The sequence below is a fragment of the Buttiauxella cochleicola genome (assembly GCF_021283185.1).
Classification (GTDB): domain Bacteria; phylum Pseudomonadota; class Gammaproteobacteria; order Enterobacterales; family Enterobacteriaceae; genus Buttiauxella; species Buttiauxella massiliensis.
In genome coordinates this window covers 152,404-166,979 of the sequence record NZ_JAJSOS010000006.1, presented here as the reverse complement: position 1 = coordinate 166,979, position 14,576 = coordinate 152,404, and the positions used below count along the sequence as shown (strand labels likewise).

Here is a 14,576-nt window from a genome sequence, read left to right as displayed (position 1 = left end):
TATACAACCTGATGTGGAGAATGTCATGACTTACCCTCGCAGCATCGACAGCCTGTGGAGCGGTGCAACGCTTGTCACCATGGTGGATGGGCAATACCAGTTGATTGAAGATGGCGTTATCGCAGTGCATCAGGGGAAAATCGTTTGGCTGGGCGCTCGTGCTGATCTGCCCGACATTACAGCGCAAGCACATCACCACTTTGATGGCGGGATAATTACTCCGGGCTTTATTGATTGCCACACTCATTTGGTGTTTGGTGGCGATCGCAGTGCGGAATTTGAAATGCGGTTAACTGGCATGAGTTACGCAGAAATTGCCGCACGTGGTGGTGGCATTATTTCCACCGTTCGCAGTACGCGCGAAGCCGATGAAGATGAGTTGCTGCATTCTGCCCGCAAGCGTCTGCAACATCTTCTGCAAGAAGGCGTGACGACTGTCGAAATTAAGTCGGGATACGGGCTGGATATCGACAATGAAATCAAAATGCTGCGCGTTATCCGCCGACTGGGCGAAACCTTACCGGTTGAAGTTTACGCCACCTGCCTTGCGGCTCACGCCGTTCCTCCTGAATTTAGCGGTGATAGCGACAGATGGGTCGAAGTGGTTTGCGAACAATTACTCCCGCGTGTAGCACAAGAAAAACTGGCTGATGCCGTAGACGCATTCTGTGAGCATCTGGCTTTTAGCCCGGCGCAAACCGAGAAAGTTTTTACCGCCGCCCGCACTCTGGGAATGCCTGTAAAACTCCATGCCGAGCAGCTTTCAGCACTCGCTGGCAGCACTCTTGCCGCTCGTTTTCAGGCGTTATCTGCCGACCATCTTGAATACGCAACCGATGCTGACGCGCAAGCAATGGCTGAAGCCAATACCGTTGCCGTATTGCTGCCTGGCGCGTTTTATCTGTTACGTGAAAAGCAACAACCGCCGGTTGCTGCATTCCGCAAACATGGTGTGCCGATGGCGGTCGCAAGTGATGCCAACCCAGGCACCTCGCCTGCATTATCATTGCGTTTAATGCTCAATATGGCCTGTACTCTGTTTGGTTTAACCCCTGAAGAAGCGCTGGCAGGTGTCACGCTGCATGCCGCGCAGGCATTGGGTATCCGTGAAAGCCACGGCAGCCTTGAGTGCGGAAAAGTTGCTAACTTTGTGCACTGGCCCGTGGCACGTCCCGCAGAACTGGTCTATTGGTTAGGGGGGCAACTGCCCTGCACCGTTATTTATCAGGGAGAGAAACGTGACAGCACCTTTTAATTTCAGTCGTGGGAAACTGCCCATCCTTATCAGCATTCCACACGCAGGCACCGCACTCACACCAGAAGTTGAGTCGGCCCTAAGCGATGCAGCAAAACCATTGCCTGATACCGACTGGCATATCCCGAAGCTTTATGATTTTGTTCACGCATTGGGTGCAAGCGTTATTACCGGTAATTATTCGCGTATGGTTATCGACCTCAACCGACCGGCGGACGATAAACCGCTCTACACCACTGCCACAACCGGTCTGTATCCTGAAACGCTATTTGATGGCACTCCGGTGTTTATTCCGGGCAAAGAACCGAGTCCGGAACAACGCAAAGCCGCACTTGAGACAATTTGGCAGCCTTACCACCAGCAGTTACAAAGTGAGCTGGAGAGAATGAAAGCGGAGCATGGATACGCGCTGTTGTTCGACGCGCATTCTATCGCCAGCCATATTCCGCGTTTGTTTGAAGGTAAGCTTCCGGATCTTAATTTCGGTACTAACGGCGGTAAAAGCTGTGATGAGTTGATAGAAGAGCATCTGGTGGCTTGTGCGGCATCGCAAAAGCAATTTAGCTGGGTGGCGAACGGGCGCTTTAAAGGCGGGTATATCACGCGTGCTTATGGGCAACCATCACAGGGGATCCACGCGGTGCAGTTAGAGCTAGCCCAATGTAATTATATGGATGAGCAACCGCCGTTCGCATGGCGGGAAGAGCGGGCCGCGCAGTTACAACCGCTGCTTGAGTTGCTTATCCGTTCAATGTTGAACAGCGCGCAGCAGATAGCCTGATCTGAAAAACTGGTGGATGACGCCTGCGGCTTATCCACCCTACAAAACCTGAACATCAAAAATTTACCCTAAATAATTCGAGTTGCAGGAAGGCGGCAAGTGAGCAAGTCCCCAGGAGCTTACAAAAGTAAGTGACTGGGGTTTGCGAGTGCAGCCAACACACCTGCAGCTTGAAGTATGAAGGGTAAAAAGAAAACCGCCGGTTCTGTCCACAGCAATAACGCTATTATGGACAAAACCGGCGGTCTTAAGTCAGTCGATCAGTTATTCCTGATCAGCAGGCATTTTACCTTCATGTTGCGGACGTTCTGTCAGACGCTTCTCAAAATTGGCATTAAATTGTTTTTTCTGTTCCGGCGTCAGAATGTTGTAGATCTTATTCTGTGTTTCCATATGAGCCATCATGCGAGCTTTATTCTGCTCAGCCATTTTATCTACCTGAGCCTGCGCTTTAGCTTTATCGAAGCTGTCGCTGGCAATAATGCTGTGTGCCGCACGGCGCTCTTCTAATGAAGGTCGCTCCATTTTACCGCGCTGCTCTTTCATGATGTCGCGCACTTGTTGTTTCTGCGCGTCAGTCAGGTTTAAATCCTTAAACATCATATCGTGGTGACCGCCACGCATACCTTTATGGTGCGTCATGGTTGCATCAGTTTTTGCAGCGGTAGTGGTATCAGCCGCATGAGCCAGGTTCGCCGCGCCGAGAGCCAGAGTTGAAGCAACAAAGAGAGCTGTTAATTTACGCATATTGTTTATTCCTATTCTGATTTCTATTACGACAAGGTTTGCCGCGTTGACGAAATTAAGTTTACGGGGTTGTGCGTCAAGTAATAGTCCCCGTCGGTAAAGCATTGAAAGGGTAAAAAACAAAATTGCAGCAATTATGAAGAGAATAAGGATAAACAAAGGGGAATTGAAACAGAATACAACAAAGCAATGATTTTAAAAGAATTATGAAGAGAGTGTATAGCAATACGCAGAATGGATAAAGCCGCCAACTAAGATTTATCTGTATATTGTTGTTTGCCCGTTGATTATTTATTGGCCCCACTACTGAGGCCAATACATATTAAATTTCGCGCAGCATTAATCCTGCACGTAATCCCAGCGCAACATTAGGATTAGGGAATAAAACAAACTCGACATCTTCTTTCACCACATATTGCGTGTCGCCATCTTCGGCCAGCAATGTGCCTTTCGGGAATGCGGTGAAGTTCTGTGTTTGCGCTGACATATGCAACACAAAGGCATCACTGTGTCGCGTAATTTGCTGCGCCACTTTATAGCGTAACGGTTTACCTTCAATGGGCTCTGGCGCCTCGCCGCTTAGCAATGCCTGCAATGCCTGTTTTGTCACCTCAAACTGGCTGAGATCGTTTTCGCCAAAAGGCTGTGCTTTGCCCAACTCGAGCGTGCAACTGAGCGCATTGAAATGTTCGCTGCTGAAATGGGTAAAAGTGCCACCAGGTTCCTGATGAAACACCAGCGCCTGTAATCCCGCACAGCCCAGCCAGGAGAGAAATTCCTCATCATATGGCAATGGACGCGAAGGCAAGACGCCGAAACGCGGGTGATAAGAGCTGCGAATGGCAGTATGCATATCCAGATGCCAGCAGATGGTCTCTTCACATTCGGCCAAAAACAGATCCAACGCATGCTCAAGTCGGCAGGCACGTTGTGTTTCAATGCTTTCAGGGAATTGCTGCCAACCACCGCTAAACATACGATTCATATCGCTGTGCTGATAGCGCTGATTGCTGCGCAGTGCCGCAGGATTGCCCAGAATAACCAGCAACCGCCATTGCAACGCTATTTCACCGGACACCAGGCTGTCCACCAACTGTGCAAGTATTTCTACCGGCGCAGTCTCGTTTCCGTGGACTCCTGCCGACAACACCAGTGTCTTTTGCGTCGCCTGATGTGGGGCCAGTGTCAAAATACCTTCATCCCACCACTGCCAATGCAGATGGGCATTTTCTCCGGCGCTCGGAGTTGGCACTTTACCCGTCAGGGTTTGCGCCAAAAAATCCAACATTGTGCCTCCTGTTAGAGCCTGCCAGGCAGGCTCTTAATGTTGAAATGGATAAACAGAACCTAAGTCTAGTATACGGGTTAGTTCATCGAGTGCTTCGCGCCCTTCTCGCAACAACTGTGGGTCAGCTAAATCAGCCTGAGTCAGTTGGTCACGATACCAACGGTCCACCCAGTTATTGAGCGTGACAAACAACGTTTCGTTCATCATCACCGCTGGGTTTAACGCTTTTTGTTCCGCTTCGTTCAGTACAACTCGCAGGCGTAAACATGCCGGGCCGCCGCCATTTGCCATGCTTTCGCGCAGGTCAAACACTTTGAGTTCGCTGATTGGGTTATCGGCTGCCAGCACTTCGTTGAGATAATGCCAGACGCCTGCATGCTGCCGGGACTCTTCTGGCAAAATCAGCGTCATGCGGCCATCGTCACGGCTTAATAACTGGCTGTTAAACAGATAGGTTGCGACCGCATCGGCCACTGAAACTTTATTTGCGGGAACTTCAATAGGCGTGAATCCGGGCACTTTAACACGCAACTGCTCGTATAACGCATGTTGATGAAGAAATGCCTGTTCGTGGCAGAACAATACCTGGCGGTTCGACACCGCAATTACGTCGTTATGGAACACGCCCTGATCGATAACCGTCGGGTTTTGTTGCGCGTAAACCACTAAGTCCGGGTTAACCTGGTTGAGCCGGACGACAGCCTGACTTGCTTCGAGCGTCTGGCGAGCCGGGTAGCGTGCAGGAACCAGCCCAGCTTTTGCCTCTTCGCGGCCATAGACAAAAAGCTGTGTCGATGGCTCGCCATACGCACCACCGAGGCGGTTATGGTTTGCCGCCCCTTCGTCACCAAACATCGCCACCTGTGGAAGTGCACCGTGAACAGAAAAATACTGTTCATTTCGGAAGATAGCCCGTAACACGTTTTCTGTGGTCGGCGCTTCACTGGCACGGTGGAACTTGTTGTTCAGGTTCGCCACGGTGAAGTGGACTTTGCCATCGAGGCTATCTGCTGATGGGCTGACTGTCGCGGCATTTGCTACCCACATTGAGGAAGCCGAACTCACCGCCGACAGCAATTGTGGCGTTTGTTTTGCTACGCGTTCAACAATCTGTTCATCGCTGCCGCTAAAACCCAACTGGCGCAACAGCGGAATATTAGGTCGCTCTTGAGGAGGGATAACCCCTTGTGCAAACCCGGCATCCGCCAGCGCTTTCATCTTCAGCAAACCTTGCTTCGCGGCAAGCTTCGGGTTGGAAACCCGGAACTGATGCCTGGTTGATGCTTCATTCCCGAAAGAAAGCCCGGCGTAATGGTGGGTCAGGCCCACCAGTCCATCAAAATTAACTTCACGCGCTTTCATGATTATTCCTTACCGCTAAAATCAAGTCCCGGGCTCAGGGTGGCAGGCAGCGGGAAGGACGGGCTTTCCAGCGTCGCCATCGGCCATGCGCAGTAATCAGCCGCGTACCAGGCGCTGGCGCGGTGGTTGCCAGATGCGCCCACGCCGCCGAACGGTGCCGCACTCGACGCGCCCGTTAATGGTTTATTCCAGTTAACAATCCCCGCGCGAGCTTCGAGTAACAACTGGTCAAACTGCTCGCGATGCGGGGAAATCAGGCCGCTTGCCAGCCCATAACGTGTGTCATTTGCCATCGCGATAGCATCATCGAAATCGGCATAACGGTATACAGTAAGTAACGGCCCAAACACTTCTTCGTCTGGCACATTCGCCACGCCGGTTAATTCAACAATTCCTGGGGTGAGCAGCGATGTGCCTGCTTTTACCAGTTTCGGCTCGAGCAGTGATTTGCCGCCACGCGCGATATGTTCCTGCCAGCCGGTCAGCACGCGCTCGGCAGCCTGCACCGAAATCAGCCCGCCAATAAACGGCTGCGGTGTGGCATCCCACGCGTCCGGGCGAATACGCCCCGCTACTTCTACCAGACGTTGTAAGAATGCATCGCCCTGAGCACCCTGTTTTACCAGCAAACGACGCGCACAAGTGCAGCGTTGCCCGGCGGTAACAAACGCCGACTGAATGACCAGGTGAACTGCACCGTCGATATCTTGTGGATCTTCAACGATCAGCGGGTTGTTGCCACCCATTTCGAGGGCGAGAATTTTTTCTGGCTGCCCGGCAAACTGGCGATGAAGTTGGTAGCCGGTATTGGCGCTGCCGGTAAATAACAGGCCATCCAGCGTCGATTGCTGCGCCAGTGCCTGTCCGGTTTCGCGCCCGCCCTGCACCAGGTTCAGCACGCCATCCGGCACACCCGCCTGCTGCCACAGCTTCATCACTTGCTCACCAATCAGCGGCGTCAGTTCGCTAGGTTTAAATACGATGGTATTGCCTGCCAGCAGGCCCGGCACGATATGGCCGTTCGGCAAATGGCCGGGGAAGTTGTACGGGCCAAAGACCGCCAGAACACCGTGTGGACGGTGGCGCAATGTCGCTGCACCATCTGGCATCGGAGTGTGCGTTTCGCCGGTGCGCGTGTGGTAAGCCTTAATCGAGATGGATATTTTATTCACCATCGCGGTAATTTCAGTCGCCGCTTCCCAGCGCGGCTTGCCAGTTTCCTGGGAAATAGTCACGGTCAGGGCTTCTTTGTTGGCTTCAAGCAGGCTTGCAAACTTTTCGACGATAGCCTGGCGCTCGGCAAACGGGCGTTTTGCCCATGCCGGGAATGCGCTACGCGCAGCAATGCACGCCTGTTCTACCTGCAATGCGTTAGCCGCAACCCCTTCCCACAGCAAATCACCGTTTACCGGGTTATGTTTTTGTAATGATTCGCCTTGCCCGGAAAGCCATTGTCCATTAATCCACTGAGTCATACTTTTTTCTCCTCGGGGCACAAACGCACCAGACGTACTTTATCGCCAGCACTACATTTCAGGGCATCTGCGGTAACGGCATCAATCACAAGCCGGTCACCTTTTGGATTTGCCTTAATCAGCATGGCGCGGAAATCGTTATATTTTTCATTGGCTACCAGACACATCGGCAGCTCTTCGGTTGCAGGTTGGCCAATAGCAATTTCAACCAGACGGCTTTTGCGAATCGCCCTTACGCGGTCGATATCGCACTCAAGTGTTGGGCCACCGTCAAAAATATCCACGTAATTGCGATAACGGAAACCTTCGGCTTCCAGCACCGCCCGTGCAGGCGCAGTTTGCGGGTGGACTTTGCCTATCACTGCCTGCGCTTCAGGCGAGAGGAAATCGGTGTAAATCGGGTGTTTAGGCATTAATTCGGCGATAAACGCTTTTTGCCCGGTGCCACACAAGTAATCGGCACGGCTAAATTCCATAGAGAAGAAACGATTGCCCAGGCTTTCCCAAAACGGTGAATGACCATGTTCGTCAATCACGCCACGCATCTCGGCCACCACTTTTTCGTTAAAGCGATCGCGAAACGCTGCCATAAACAGAAAGCGTGATTTGGATAGCAGGTAGCCATTGCCCTCTTTACGCCAGTCAGCGTCGAGGAATAGCGTGCAAAGCTCGCTGCTGCCGGTGTGATCGTGGCTGAGAAACAGCGTTGGTAATGCATTGTAAATATTCAGCTCTTTGGAAGCATGAACATGGGTACCCACGTGGTAGTTGTACCAGGGGTCGTTTAACCCAACCGCCACTTCGATGGCGCAAATCCCCACCACGCGTTCGATGGCGGTATCTTCCAACACGAAAACATAGCCCTGGTCGCCTTCTGGCAGGCCACCCTGCCAGGTATTCATTGAGCGTTCGATACGTTCAGACAGCGTTTTTTCATCCGCAGGCAGTGAAGTCAAGCCGCCGCCTGTTTTACCCGCCATCTCCAGCAGCCCGGATAAATCACCGCGCTCAACCGGACGGATAATCATCATGATTGCTCTCCCGCAATAAAGCGTTCACAGGCGCGCTCAAAACGATCCAGCCCTTTTTGCACTTCAGCTTCGCTGACTATCAACGCTGGTGCAAAACGTATGACGTTCGCCCCGGCGATAAGCATCATCAAGCCTTCGACGGCGGCGGCCTGTAAGATAAGTTTAGCCTTTCCGCTGTATTCCGGTTGCAGCACGCAGCCAATTAACAGCCCCAGACCGCGCACTTCACTAAATAGCTGATGTTTCTGGTTTATCTTGTTTAAACGCTCAACAAACCAGGCGTGACGCTGTTTAACACCGTTGAGTACTTCAGGTGTATTAATGATTTCCATTACCCGGCCTGCCACAGCACCTGCCAGCGGGTTGCCGCCATAAGTTGTGCCGTGCGTGCCTACTACCATCACTTTGGAGAATTTATCGGTGGTCAGCATCGCGCCAATCGGGAAGCCACCGCCCAATGCTTTAGCCGTAGAAAGCACATCCGGGGTGATGCCGTAATGCATATAAGCGTACAGCTCACCCGTACGGCCAACACCTGTTTGCACTTCATCAAAAATCAGCACCGCGTTGTGGCGGTCACACAGTTCGCGCAAACCTTGCAGGAACGTTGGATCCGCAGGTACCACACCGCCTTCACCCTGAATTGGCTCCACAATCACCGCGCAGGTATTTTCGTTAATCAGTTCACTGGCAGATTGCAGGACGTTATAAATGGCGTGGCTGATTTGCGGCGGCAATGGCGCAAAGTCTTGTGAGTAAGCAGGCTGTCCACCCGCCGAAACCGTAAACAGCGTGCGGCCATGGAAAGCATTTTTGAAAGCAACGATGCCGCTTTTCTGTGGGCCAAAATTATCGTGCGCATATTTACGCGCCAGTTTTAATGCCGCTTCGTTAGCTTCCGCCCCTGAGTTACAGAAGAACACTTTGTCGGCAAAAGTGGCATCAATCAGCTGTTTTGCCAGGCGCAGAATCGGCTCGTTGGTGTAGCCGTTGCCGGTATGCCAGAATTTTGATGCTTGTTCTTCCAGCGCTTTGCGCAGTTCCGGGTTAGCGTGACCCAGAGCGTTCACCGCAATCCCACCCGCAAAGTCGATATAATCTTTGCCTTGCTGATCCCACAACGTCGACCCTTCACCACGTACCGGAATAAAAGAAGCTGGGGCATAAACGGGCATCATCCATTCGTCGAAATTCTGGCGGGTAATTGACTGCGACATAGCGACCTCTTCCGGTAAATAAAAAGTTATTTATATGTTAATTAATTGGGTGTTTGCGCTGTAAATGTAGATTGCACGCTTCGTGCCAGCCAGCGATATAAATGAATAGCAGAGAGGCTGGATTGTTAAATCAATAGCTTACGCACCATGGCTATTCACATAAAGTGAATATATAGTGCATAGTTTTACGGTGCCGCTTGGATCGCCAGATAAAAACAAGAAAGATTATGCAGTGGGAAAATATAATACTGGATTTGTGATCGATGATGGGGTTTGCACGTTGTTTACGCCCCAAAACGGGGCGGCGTGGCGTATTTTGGTGCAGATTTTGCTCAGTTCAAATTCGCCCAGGGAAAAAATTGGCCATCAGTCTCACTTCCCCGCTTTTTCTGCTACCATCCTGCAACATTGTTAAGCAACCACGGCAGCGACTTATGAAATTCGTCTCTTTTAATATCAACGGCCTGCGCGCCCGCCCACATCAACTTCAAGCCATTGTGGAACAACATCAGCCTGATGTTATCGGTTTGCAGGAAACGAAAGTCCACGACGATATGTTCCCGCTCGAAGATGTCGCAAAACTGGGCTACAACGTCTTTTATCATGGTCAGAAAGGCCATTACGGTGTGGCGTTATTAACTAAAGAGACGCCGATTTCGGTTCGTCGTGGCTTCCCGGGTGATGATGAAGAGGCACAACGCCGTATCATTATGGCGGAGCTTCCAACGCCATTAGGCAACCTGACGGTGATTAACGGTTACTTCCCGCAGGGCGAAAGCCGCGACCACCCGACCAAATTCCCGGCCAAAGCAAAGTTCTACCAGGACCTGCAAAACTTCCTCGACAGCGAACTGAATAAAGACAACCCGGTGCTGATTATGGGTGATGTCAATATCAGCCCAACCGATCTGGATATCGGTATTGGCGAAGAAAACCGCAAGCGTTGGTTACGTACCGGTAAATGCTCCTTCCTGCCAGAAGAACGTGAATGGATGGATCGCCTGAAAAGCTGGGGCCTGGTTGATACGTTCCGCCACGCTAATCCGGAAACTAACGACAAGTTTTCATGGTTTGATTACCGTTCAAAAGGCTTTGATGACAACCGCGGTCTGCGTATCGATCTGCTTCTGGCAAGCCAACCGCTTGCCGAACGTTGTATCGCGACCGGCATTGATTACGATATTCGTAGTATGGAAAAACCTTCTGACCATGCACCAGTGTGGGCTGAATTTAAACTGTAAGGACGTTGTATGAACATCACCTGGCGCTACGGTTTCTTGCCCAATGCGTAAGTTACTTTTTGCCGCTCTGGTGGTTGTTTTTATCCTGCTAATTATCTTCCTGCCGCCGGGTAGCCTGGCGGCACTGCAACATTACCAGGCACAATTCTCTACCTGGCATCAGCTGCATCCGCTGCAAACGGCAATGGCATTTTTTGTAATTTATGTTGTGGTCACCACCCTTTCGATTCCCGGTGCCACACTATTAACGCTGCTGGCAGGTTCGCAATTTGGTTTGATTCAGGGAACCGTGCTGGTGGCGCTGGCTGCAACCTGTGGTGCAACACTCGCAATGCTCATCAGCCGCTATTTGTTACGTGACTGGGTACAGCTTCGTTTTGCTGCGCCGATGTCGTCGATTAACCGCGGCATGGAGCGCGAAGGGTTGTACTATCTTTTTGCGCTACGACTAACGCCTGTTTTCCCGTTCTTTCTGATAAATTTGTTGATGGGCCTGACGCCAATCAAAACGCTGCGCTATTTTGCCGTTAGCCTTGTCGGGATGCTGCCGGCGATCGTGGTTTATCTCAACGCGGGGCGCCAACTGAGCCAGTTGCGTACCCTTAGCGATATTCTTTCACCCGGCATGATCGTGATGTTTATTTTGTTGGGTTTGCTGCCGCTGGCGTCACGCCGGTTAGTCCGCATGCTCCGAAAATCATAAGGACCCCACTTTGCGCCTTTTAACGCTTTTGCTGTCGCTTGTTGCGTTCAGCTTCACAACCTTTGCACAATCCACCAACTGGAACACACTGCGCGAGCAGGCGAACGGTCAGACCGTTTACTTCAACGCCTGGGGTGGCGACCCGGCGGTAAACAGTTATCTCGACTGGGTAGCAAGTGAAATGAAGCAGCAGTACGGCGTGACGGTAAAAGTGGTGCGCCTGGCTGATGCCGCTGATGCGGTAAAACGCATTCAGAGTGAAGCCACCGCCGGACGCAAAGAAAATGGTTCGGTTGATTTACTGTGGGTCAACGGTGAAAACTTCCGCACATTGAAACAAGCTGGATTGTTGAAAGAAGGCTGGGCATGGGAATTACCCAACTGGCGTTATGTAGACCAGAAGAAACCGGTGCGCGAAGATTTTTCCCAGCCTACGGACGGTGCTGAAGCCCCCTGGGGCAGCGCACAGTTGATGTTGATTGGCAACGAACAACCTGATGTGAAATTCCCGCGTAGCGCAGCCGAACTACTGGTATTCGCCGAAAAAAACCCAGGTAAACTGAGCTATCCTCGCCCACCCGATTTTACCGGTACCGCATTTATCGAGCAGTTACTGATTGTGCTGACCCACGACACACAGGCGCTACGCCTGCCGCCGGATCCCGCGACCTTTAAGCAAGTCACTGCTCCACTGTGGGAGTACCTGGATAAACTGCATCCTCTATTGTGGCGCGAAGGTAAAGCTTTCCCACCAACACCCGCGCGCATGGACCGTATGCTGGCAGATGGTGAGTTGCTGTTTTCTGTGACATTCAATCCCGCACACGTCGATAACCTTATCGACCGCAAACAACTGCCGAAAACAGCACAAGCCTTTGGCTTTGAAAAAGGCATGTTGGGCAACGTCCATTTTGTGACTATTCCAGCCAATGCCCGCGCCCAGGCAGGAGCTCAGGTGCTGGCAAATTTCCTGATGTCGCCACAAGCGCAAATTCGCAAAGCCACCCCAGCAATCTGGGGTGATGCCACCATTCTGGATAGCGCAACGCTACCTGCGCCATTAAATGAACAGCTTGATGCGCAAAAACCAGTCCATCAGCAAGCGGTGCCATATCTGGCTGAACCTCATTCTGCCTGGGTTGATGCGCTAGAAAAAGAGTGGTTACAGCGCTACGGAGCGAAGTGAGTAACCGCTGGCTGCAACGCACATTAGCCTTGCTCGCAGTGGGGTGCGTTTTTGCTCCGCTGCTACCAGGCTTAGTGATGATGGCAAAACCAATGTTGATGCCCGATATCTGGCGTCAGCTTTGGGCCGACAACCAGTGGCCAGATGCGCTGCAGGCGACACTATATTCGACCATGATTAGTGTTATCGGCTCGTTGACTCTTTGCCTTGTACTGCTTTGCGGCTTATGGCCAGGCGCGCACTGGCAACGTTTGACCTCGCGACTGCCGCTACTTTTAGCGCTACCACACGTCGCTTTTGCCAGCGGTTTTTTATTCCTGCTTTCCGATAATGGCTGGCTGGCGCGTCTATGCGGCGTGTCGTTTCATCTTGATGAAAATGGTGTTGGGCTGGGTATCTTACTGGCGCTGAAAGAGTGCTGGTTCCTGCTATGGATTACCAGCACGCAGCTCAACCAGCGGTCCCTTTCCCAACAGCTTACCGTGGCACAAAGCCTGGGCTATGGCCCATTGCAAAGCCGCATTCGGGTGCTGGTAGCGCAGTTATTGCCGCGCCTGAAATGGGCGTTGTTAGCGGTGGTGGCCTACAGCCTGTCTGTCGTGGATGTGGCAATCATTCTGGGTCCATCCAATCCACCAACACTCGCCGTTCTGGCCTGGCAGTGGCTTAACGATGCCGATCCACAACGTGTGGCAATGGGCATGTTGACGTCAATGCTGCTGGTGGTGATGCTGGTAATTTTTACTACCGTTGGTTACGCCATATGGCGGTTCAGCCGCCGCTGCCTGGGACAATTTTCCGGGAAGCGCCATCAACTCAGCATTCAGCCTCTGGCATTAGGATCAGGTTTTATCATGACCCTCACAGGCGTTGCAGCGATAGCAATGCTGGTGATGTGGTCATTTGCAGACGGCTGGTTTTACCCGGCACTCTTGCCCGATGCCTTCGCCCTTTCCGGCTGGCAAACGGCTGAACTGTCTCCTTTAATCACCACGTTAGTGCTGGCGCTGGCAAGCAGCCTGATAGGTTTACTGGTGGTTGTTCTGTGGCTGGAAGGGGGAAGTTCACGCTTTGATCTCTGGCTTGCGCTACCGCTTTTCTTACCCGCTCTACCGCTGGTTGCTGGGCAATATCAGATATTGCTGGTTATGGAGCAGGACGGTAGTTGGCTGGGCGTTATCTGGAGCCATTTGCTGTGGGTTGTCCCCTACATGCTTCTGGTCGCACGCCCCGCATGGCAACAGTTTGACTCGCGCCTGGCGATTACTGCGCAAACATTTGGCTGGTCACCGTGGAAGATTTTATGCTGGGTTAAGCTGCCATTGCTTATCCGCCCCCTACTGGCAGCACTGGCTGTCGGATTTTCGGTGAGCGTCGCGCAATATTTACCGACGCTGTACGCAGGTGCCGGGCGCTTTACCTCCGTCACAACAGAAACTGTGGCACTCAGTAGCGGCGGCGACCCGCAGCAGCAGGCCATTCAGGCGTTACTACAAATGCTACTTCCGGCAATCATGTTTATTGTGATGCGACAGCTCAGCAGTTTGTTCACCCATTATCGACAAGGATTACGCTAATGCTGCGTGTTCAGGATTGTTCCATTTCTAATGCCACCCGCTCGTTGATTCAGAATATAAGCTTCACGGTCTCTCCCGGTGAAGTATTGACGCTGATGGGCCCCTCCGGGGCAGGAAAATCGACATTTCTGAGTTGGATGATTGGCGCGCTGCCTGTGGAATTTAGCGTTACAGGAGAGCTGTGGCTGAATCAGCAACGCCGCGATACGCTCCCAACCGCGCGGCGAAATATTGGCATTCTTTTTCAGGATGCCCTGCTGTTTGCGCATTTGAATGTTGGACAAAACCTGGCGATGGCCCTTCCCGCAATAATTAAAGGGCGCGAACAGCGGCAGTATTATGTCGAACAAGCGCTGGCAAATGCGCAGCTAACCAATTTTTCTCGACGCGACCCTGCAACACTTTCCGGTGGTGAGCGCGCGCGCGTTAGCGTGTTGCGGGCATTACTGGCGAAACCCGAAGCGTTATTGCTCGATGAGCCGTTTTCACGATTGGATCAAACCTTACGCGAACAGTTCCGTCAGTTCGTCTGGCAGCAGGTTGAGCAACAAGCCATTCCGGTGGTACTGGTAACACACGATCCGCAAGATATTCCCACGGGCGGGCATATTATTACGGTCAATGATTCCGGCTATTAATTTGTCATACATAATTATGCGTTATCGCAAGGAATAGCCGCCGTTATTCGGCAAGAATAGCGGCTCTTTTTTCTC

13 protein-coding genes are annotated in these 14,576 nt (G+C 52.1%); 7 read left to right on the top strand and 6 right to left on the bottom strand.

Going from position 1 to position 14,576, the window contains the following annotated elements; genetic code table 11:
- Positions 1-25 precede the first annotated feature (25 nt).
- Positions 26-1,255 carry an imidazolonepropionase gene (gene hutI / locus LVQ76_RS11160; RefSeq protein ID WP_232921639.1) on the top strand — a complete coding sequence of 410 codons (1,230 nt, stop codon included), beginning with the start codon at positions 26-28 and terminating at the stop codon, positions 1,253-1,255.
- A complete protein-coding gene (gene hutG, locus LVQ76_RS11155) occupies positions 1,239-2,036 on the top strand; it encodes an N-formylglutamate deformylase (protein WP_232921638.1) in 798 nt (265 codons plus the stop codon). Before hutI ends, hutG begins: the two co-directional genes overlap by 17 nt.
- A gap of 264 nt (positions 2,037-2,300) precedes the next feature.
- Here the strand turns inward: hutG and spy are convergent, their stop codons facing one another.
- The 6 genes from spy to astC form a co-directional block, all read right to left on the bottom strand.
- Positions 2,301-2,783, bottom strand: a complete 483-nt coding sequence (spy, locus tag LVQ76_RS11150) for an ATP-independent periplasmic protein-refolding chaperone Spy (RefSeq protein WP_232903828.1) — start codon at positions 2,781-2,783, stop codon at positions 2,301-2,303.
- Between the two features lie 322 nt (positions 2,784-3,105).
- Positions 3,106-4,071: a succinylglutamate desuccinylase gene (gene astE / locus LVQ76_RS11145; RefSeq protein ID WP_232921637.1), complete on the bottom strand. Its 966-nt coding sequence runs from the start codon at positions 4,069-4,071 to the stop codon at positions 3,106-3,108.
- 33 nt (positions 4,072-4,104) lie between these two features.
- A complete protein-coding gene (astB, locus tag LVQ76_RS11140) occupies positions 4,105-5,433 on the bottom strand; it encodes an N-succinylarginine dihydrolase (RefSeq protein WP_232921636.1) in 1,329 nt (442 codons plus the stop codon).
- Positions 5,434-5,435: 2 nt separating this feature from the next.
- The gene (gene astD / locus LVQ76_RS11135; protein WP_232921635.1) at positions 5,436-6,908 is read right to left on the bottom strand and encodes a succinylglutamate-semialdehyde dehydrogenase; all 1,473 of its coding nucleotides are present in this window, start codon (positions 6,906-6,908) and stop codon (positions 5,436-5,438) included.
- Positions 6,905-7,939 (bottom strand): arginine N-succinyltransferase, encoded by a 1,035-nt coding sequence (gene astA / locus LVQ76_RS11130; protein ID WP_151995458.1) that lies wholly within the window; start codon positions 7,937-7,939, stop codon positions 6,905-6,907. The genes astD and astA overlap by 4 nt, the downstream gene beginning before the upstream one ends.
- Positions 7,936-9,156, bottom strand: a complete 1,221-nt coding sequence (astC, locus tag LVQ76_RS11125; protein WP_232921634.1) for a succinylornithine/acetylornithine transaminase — start codon at positions 9,154-9,156, stop codon at positions 7,936-7,938. The genes astA and astC overlap by 4 nt, the downstream gene beginning before the upstream one ends.
- A gap of 434 nt (positions 9,157-9,590) precedes the next feature.
- Here astC and xthA point away from each other — a divergent pair, with 434 nt between their 5' ends.
- From xthA to LVQ76_RS11100, 5 genes are read left to right on the top strand one after another with little or no spacing between them, the layout of a single operon-like run.
- Complete coding sequence (xthA, locus tag LVQ76_RS11120; RefSeq protein ID WP_154153124.1) at positions 9,591-10,397, top strand: exodeoxyribonuclease III; 807 nt, start codon at positions 9,591-9,593, stop codon at positions 10,395-10,397.
- Between the two features lie 43 nt (positions 10,398-10,440).
- Positions 10,441-11,100 carry a TVP38/TMEM64 family protein gene (locus tag LVQ76_RS11115; protein WP_232903833.1) on the top strand — a complete coding sequence of 220 codons (660 nt, stop codon included), beginning with the start codon at positions 10,441-10,443 and terminating at the stop codon, positions 11,098-11,100.
- A gap of 10 nt (positions 11,101-11,110) precedes the next feature.
- The gene (locus tag LVQ76_RS11110; RefSeq protein ID WP_232921633.1) at positions 11,111-12,286 is read left to right on the top strand and encodes an ABC transporter substrate-binding protein; all 1,176 of its coding nucleotides are present in this window, start codon (positions 11,111-11,113) and stop codon (positions 12,284-12,286) included.
- Positions 12,283-13,863 carry an ABC transporter permease gene (locus tag LVQ76_RS11105; protein WP_232921632.1) on the top strand — a complete coding sequence of 527 codons (1,581 nt, stop codon included), beginning with the start codon at positions 12,283-12,285 and terminating at the stop codon, positions 13,861-13,863. Before LVQ76_RS11110 ends, LVQ76_RS11105 begins: the two co-directional genes overlap by 4 nt.
- Positions 13,863-14,501 carry an ATP-binding cassette domain-containing protein gene (locus LVQ76_RS11100; protein ID WP_232921631.1) on the top strand — a complete coding sequence of 213 codons (639 nt, stop codon included), beginning with the start codon at positions 13,863-13,865 and terminating at the stop codon, positions 14,499-14,501. The genes LVQ76_RS11105 and LVQ76_RS11100 overlap by 1 nt, the downstream gene beginning before the upstream one ends.
- Positions 14,502-14,576: the final 75 nt, after the last annotated feature.

What these genes read in the sequence shown, in the direction of transcription:
- astB (WP_232921636.1), bottom strand. Translation starts at nt 5,433, where the DNA reads ATGAAAGCGCGTGAAGTTAATTTTGATGGACTGGTGGGCCTGACCCAC.
- LVQ76_RS11115 (WP_232903833.1), top strand. Translation starts at nt 10,441, where the DNA reads ATGCGTAAGTTACTTTTTGCCGCTCTGGTGGTTGTTTTTATCCTGCTA.
- xthA (WP_154153124.1), top strand. Translation starts at nt 9,591, where the DNA reads ATGAAATTCGTCTCTTTTAATATCAACGGCCTGCGCGCCCGCCCACAT.
- astA (WP_151995458.1), bottom strand. Translation starts at nt 7,939, where the DNA reads ATGATGATTATCCGTCCGGTTGAGCGCGGTGATTTATCCGGGCTGCTG.
- astE (WP_232921637.1), bottom strand. Translation starts at nt 4,071, where the DNA reads ATGTTGGATTTTTTGGCGCAAACCCTGACGGGTAAAGTGCCAACTCCG.
- astC (WP_232921634.1), bottom strand. Translation starts at nt 9,156, where the DNA reads ATGTCGCAGTCAATTACCCGCCAGAATTTCGACGAATGGATGATGCCC.
- astD (WP_232921635.1), bottom strand. Translation starts at nt 6,908, where the DNA reads ATGACTCAGTGGATTAATGGACAATGGCTTTCCGGGCAAGGCGAATCA.
- spy (WP_232903828.1), bottom strand. Translation starts at nt 2,783, where the DNA reads ATGCGTAAATTAACAGCTCTCTTTGTTGCTTCAACTCTGGCTCTCGGC.
- LVQ76_RS11100 (WP_232921631.1), top strand. Translation starts at nt 13,863, where the DNA reads ATGCTGCGTGTTCAGGATTGTTCCATTTCTAATGCCACCCGCTCGTTG.
- hutI (WP_232921639.1), top strand. Translation starts at nt 26, where the DNA reads ATGACTTACCCTCGCAGCATCGACAGCCTGTGGAGCGGTGCAACGCTT.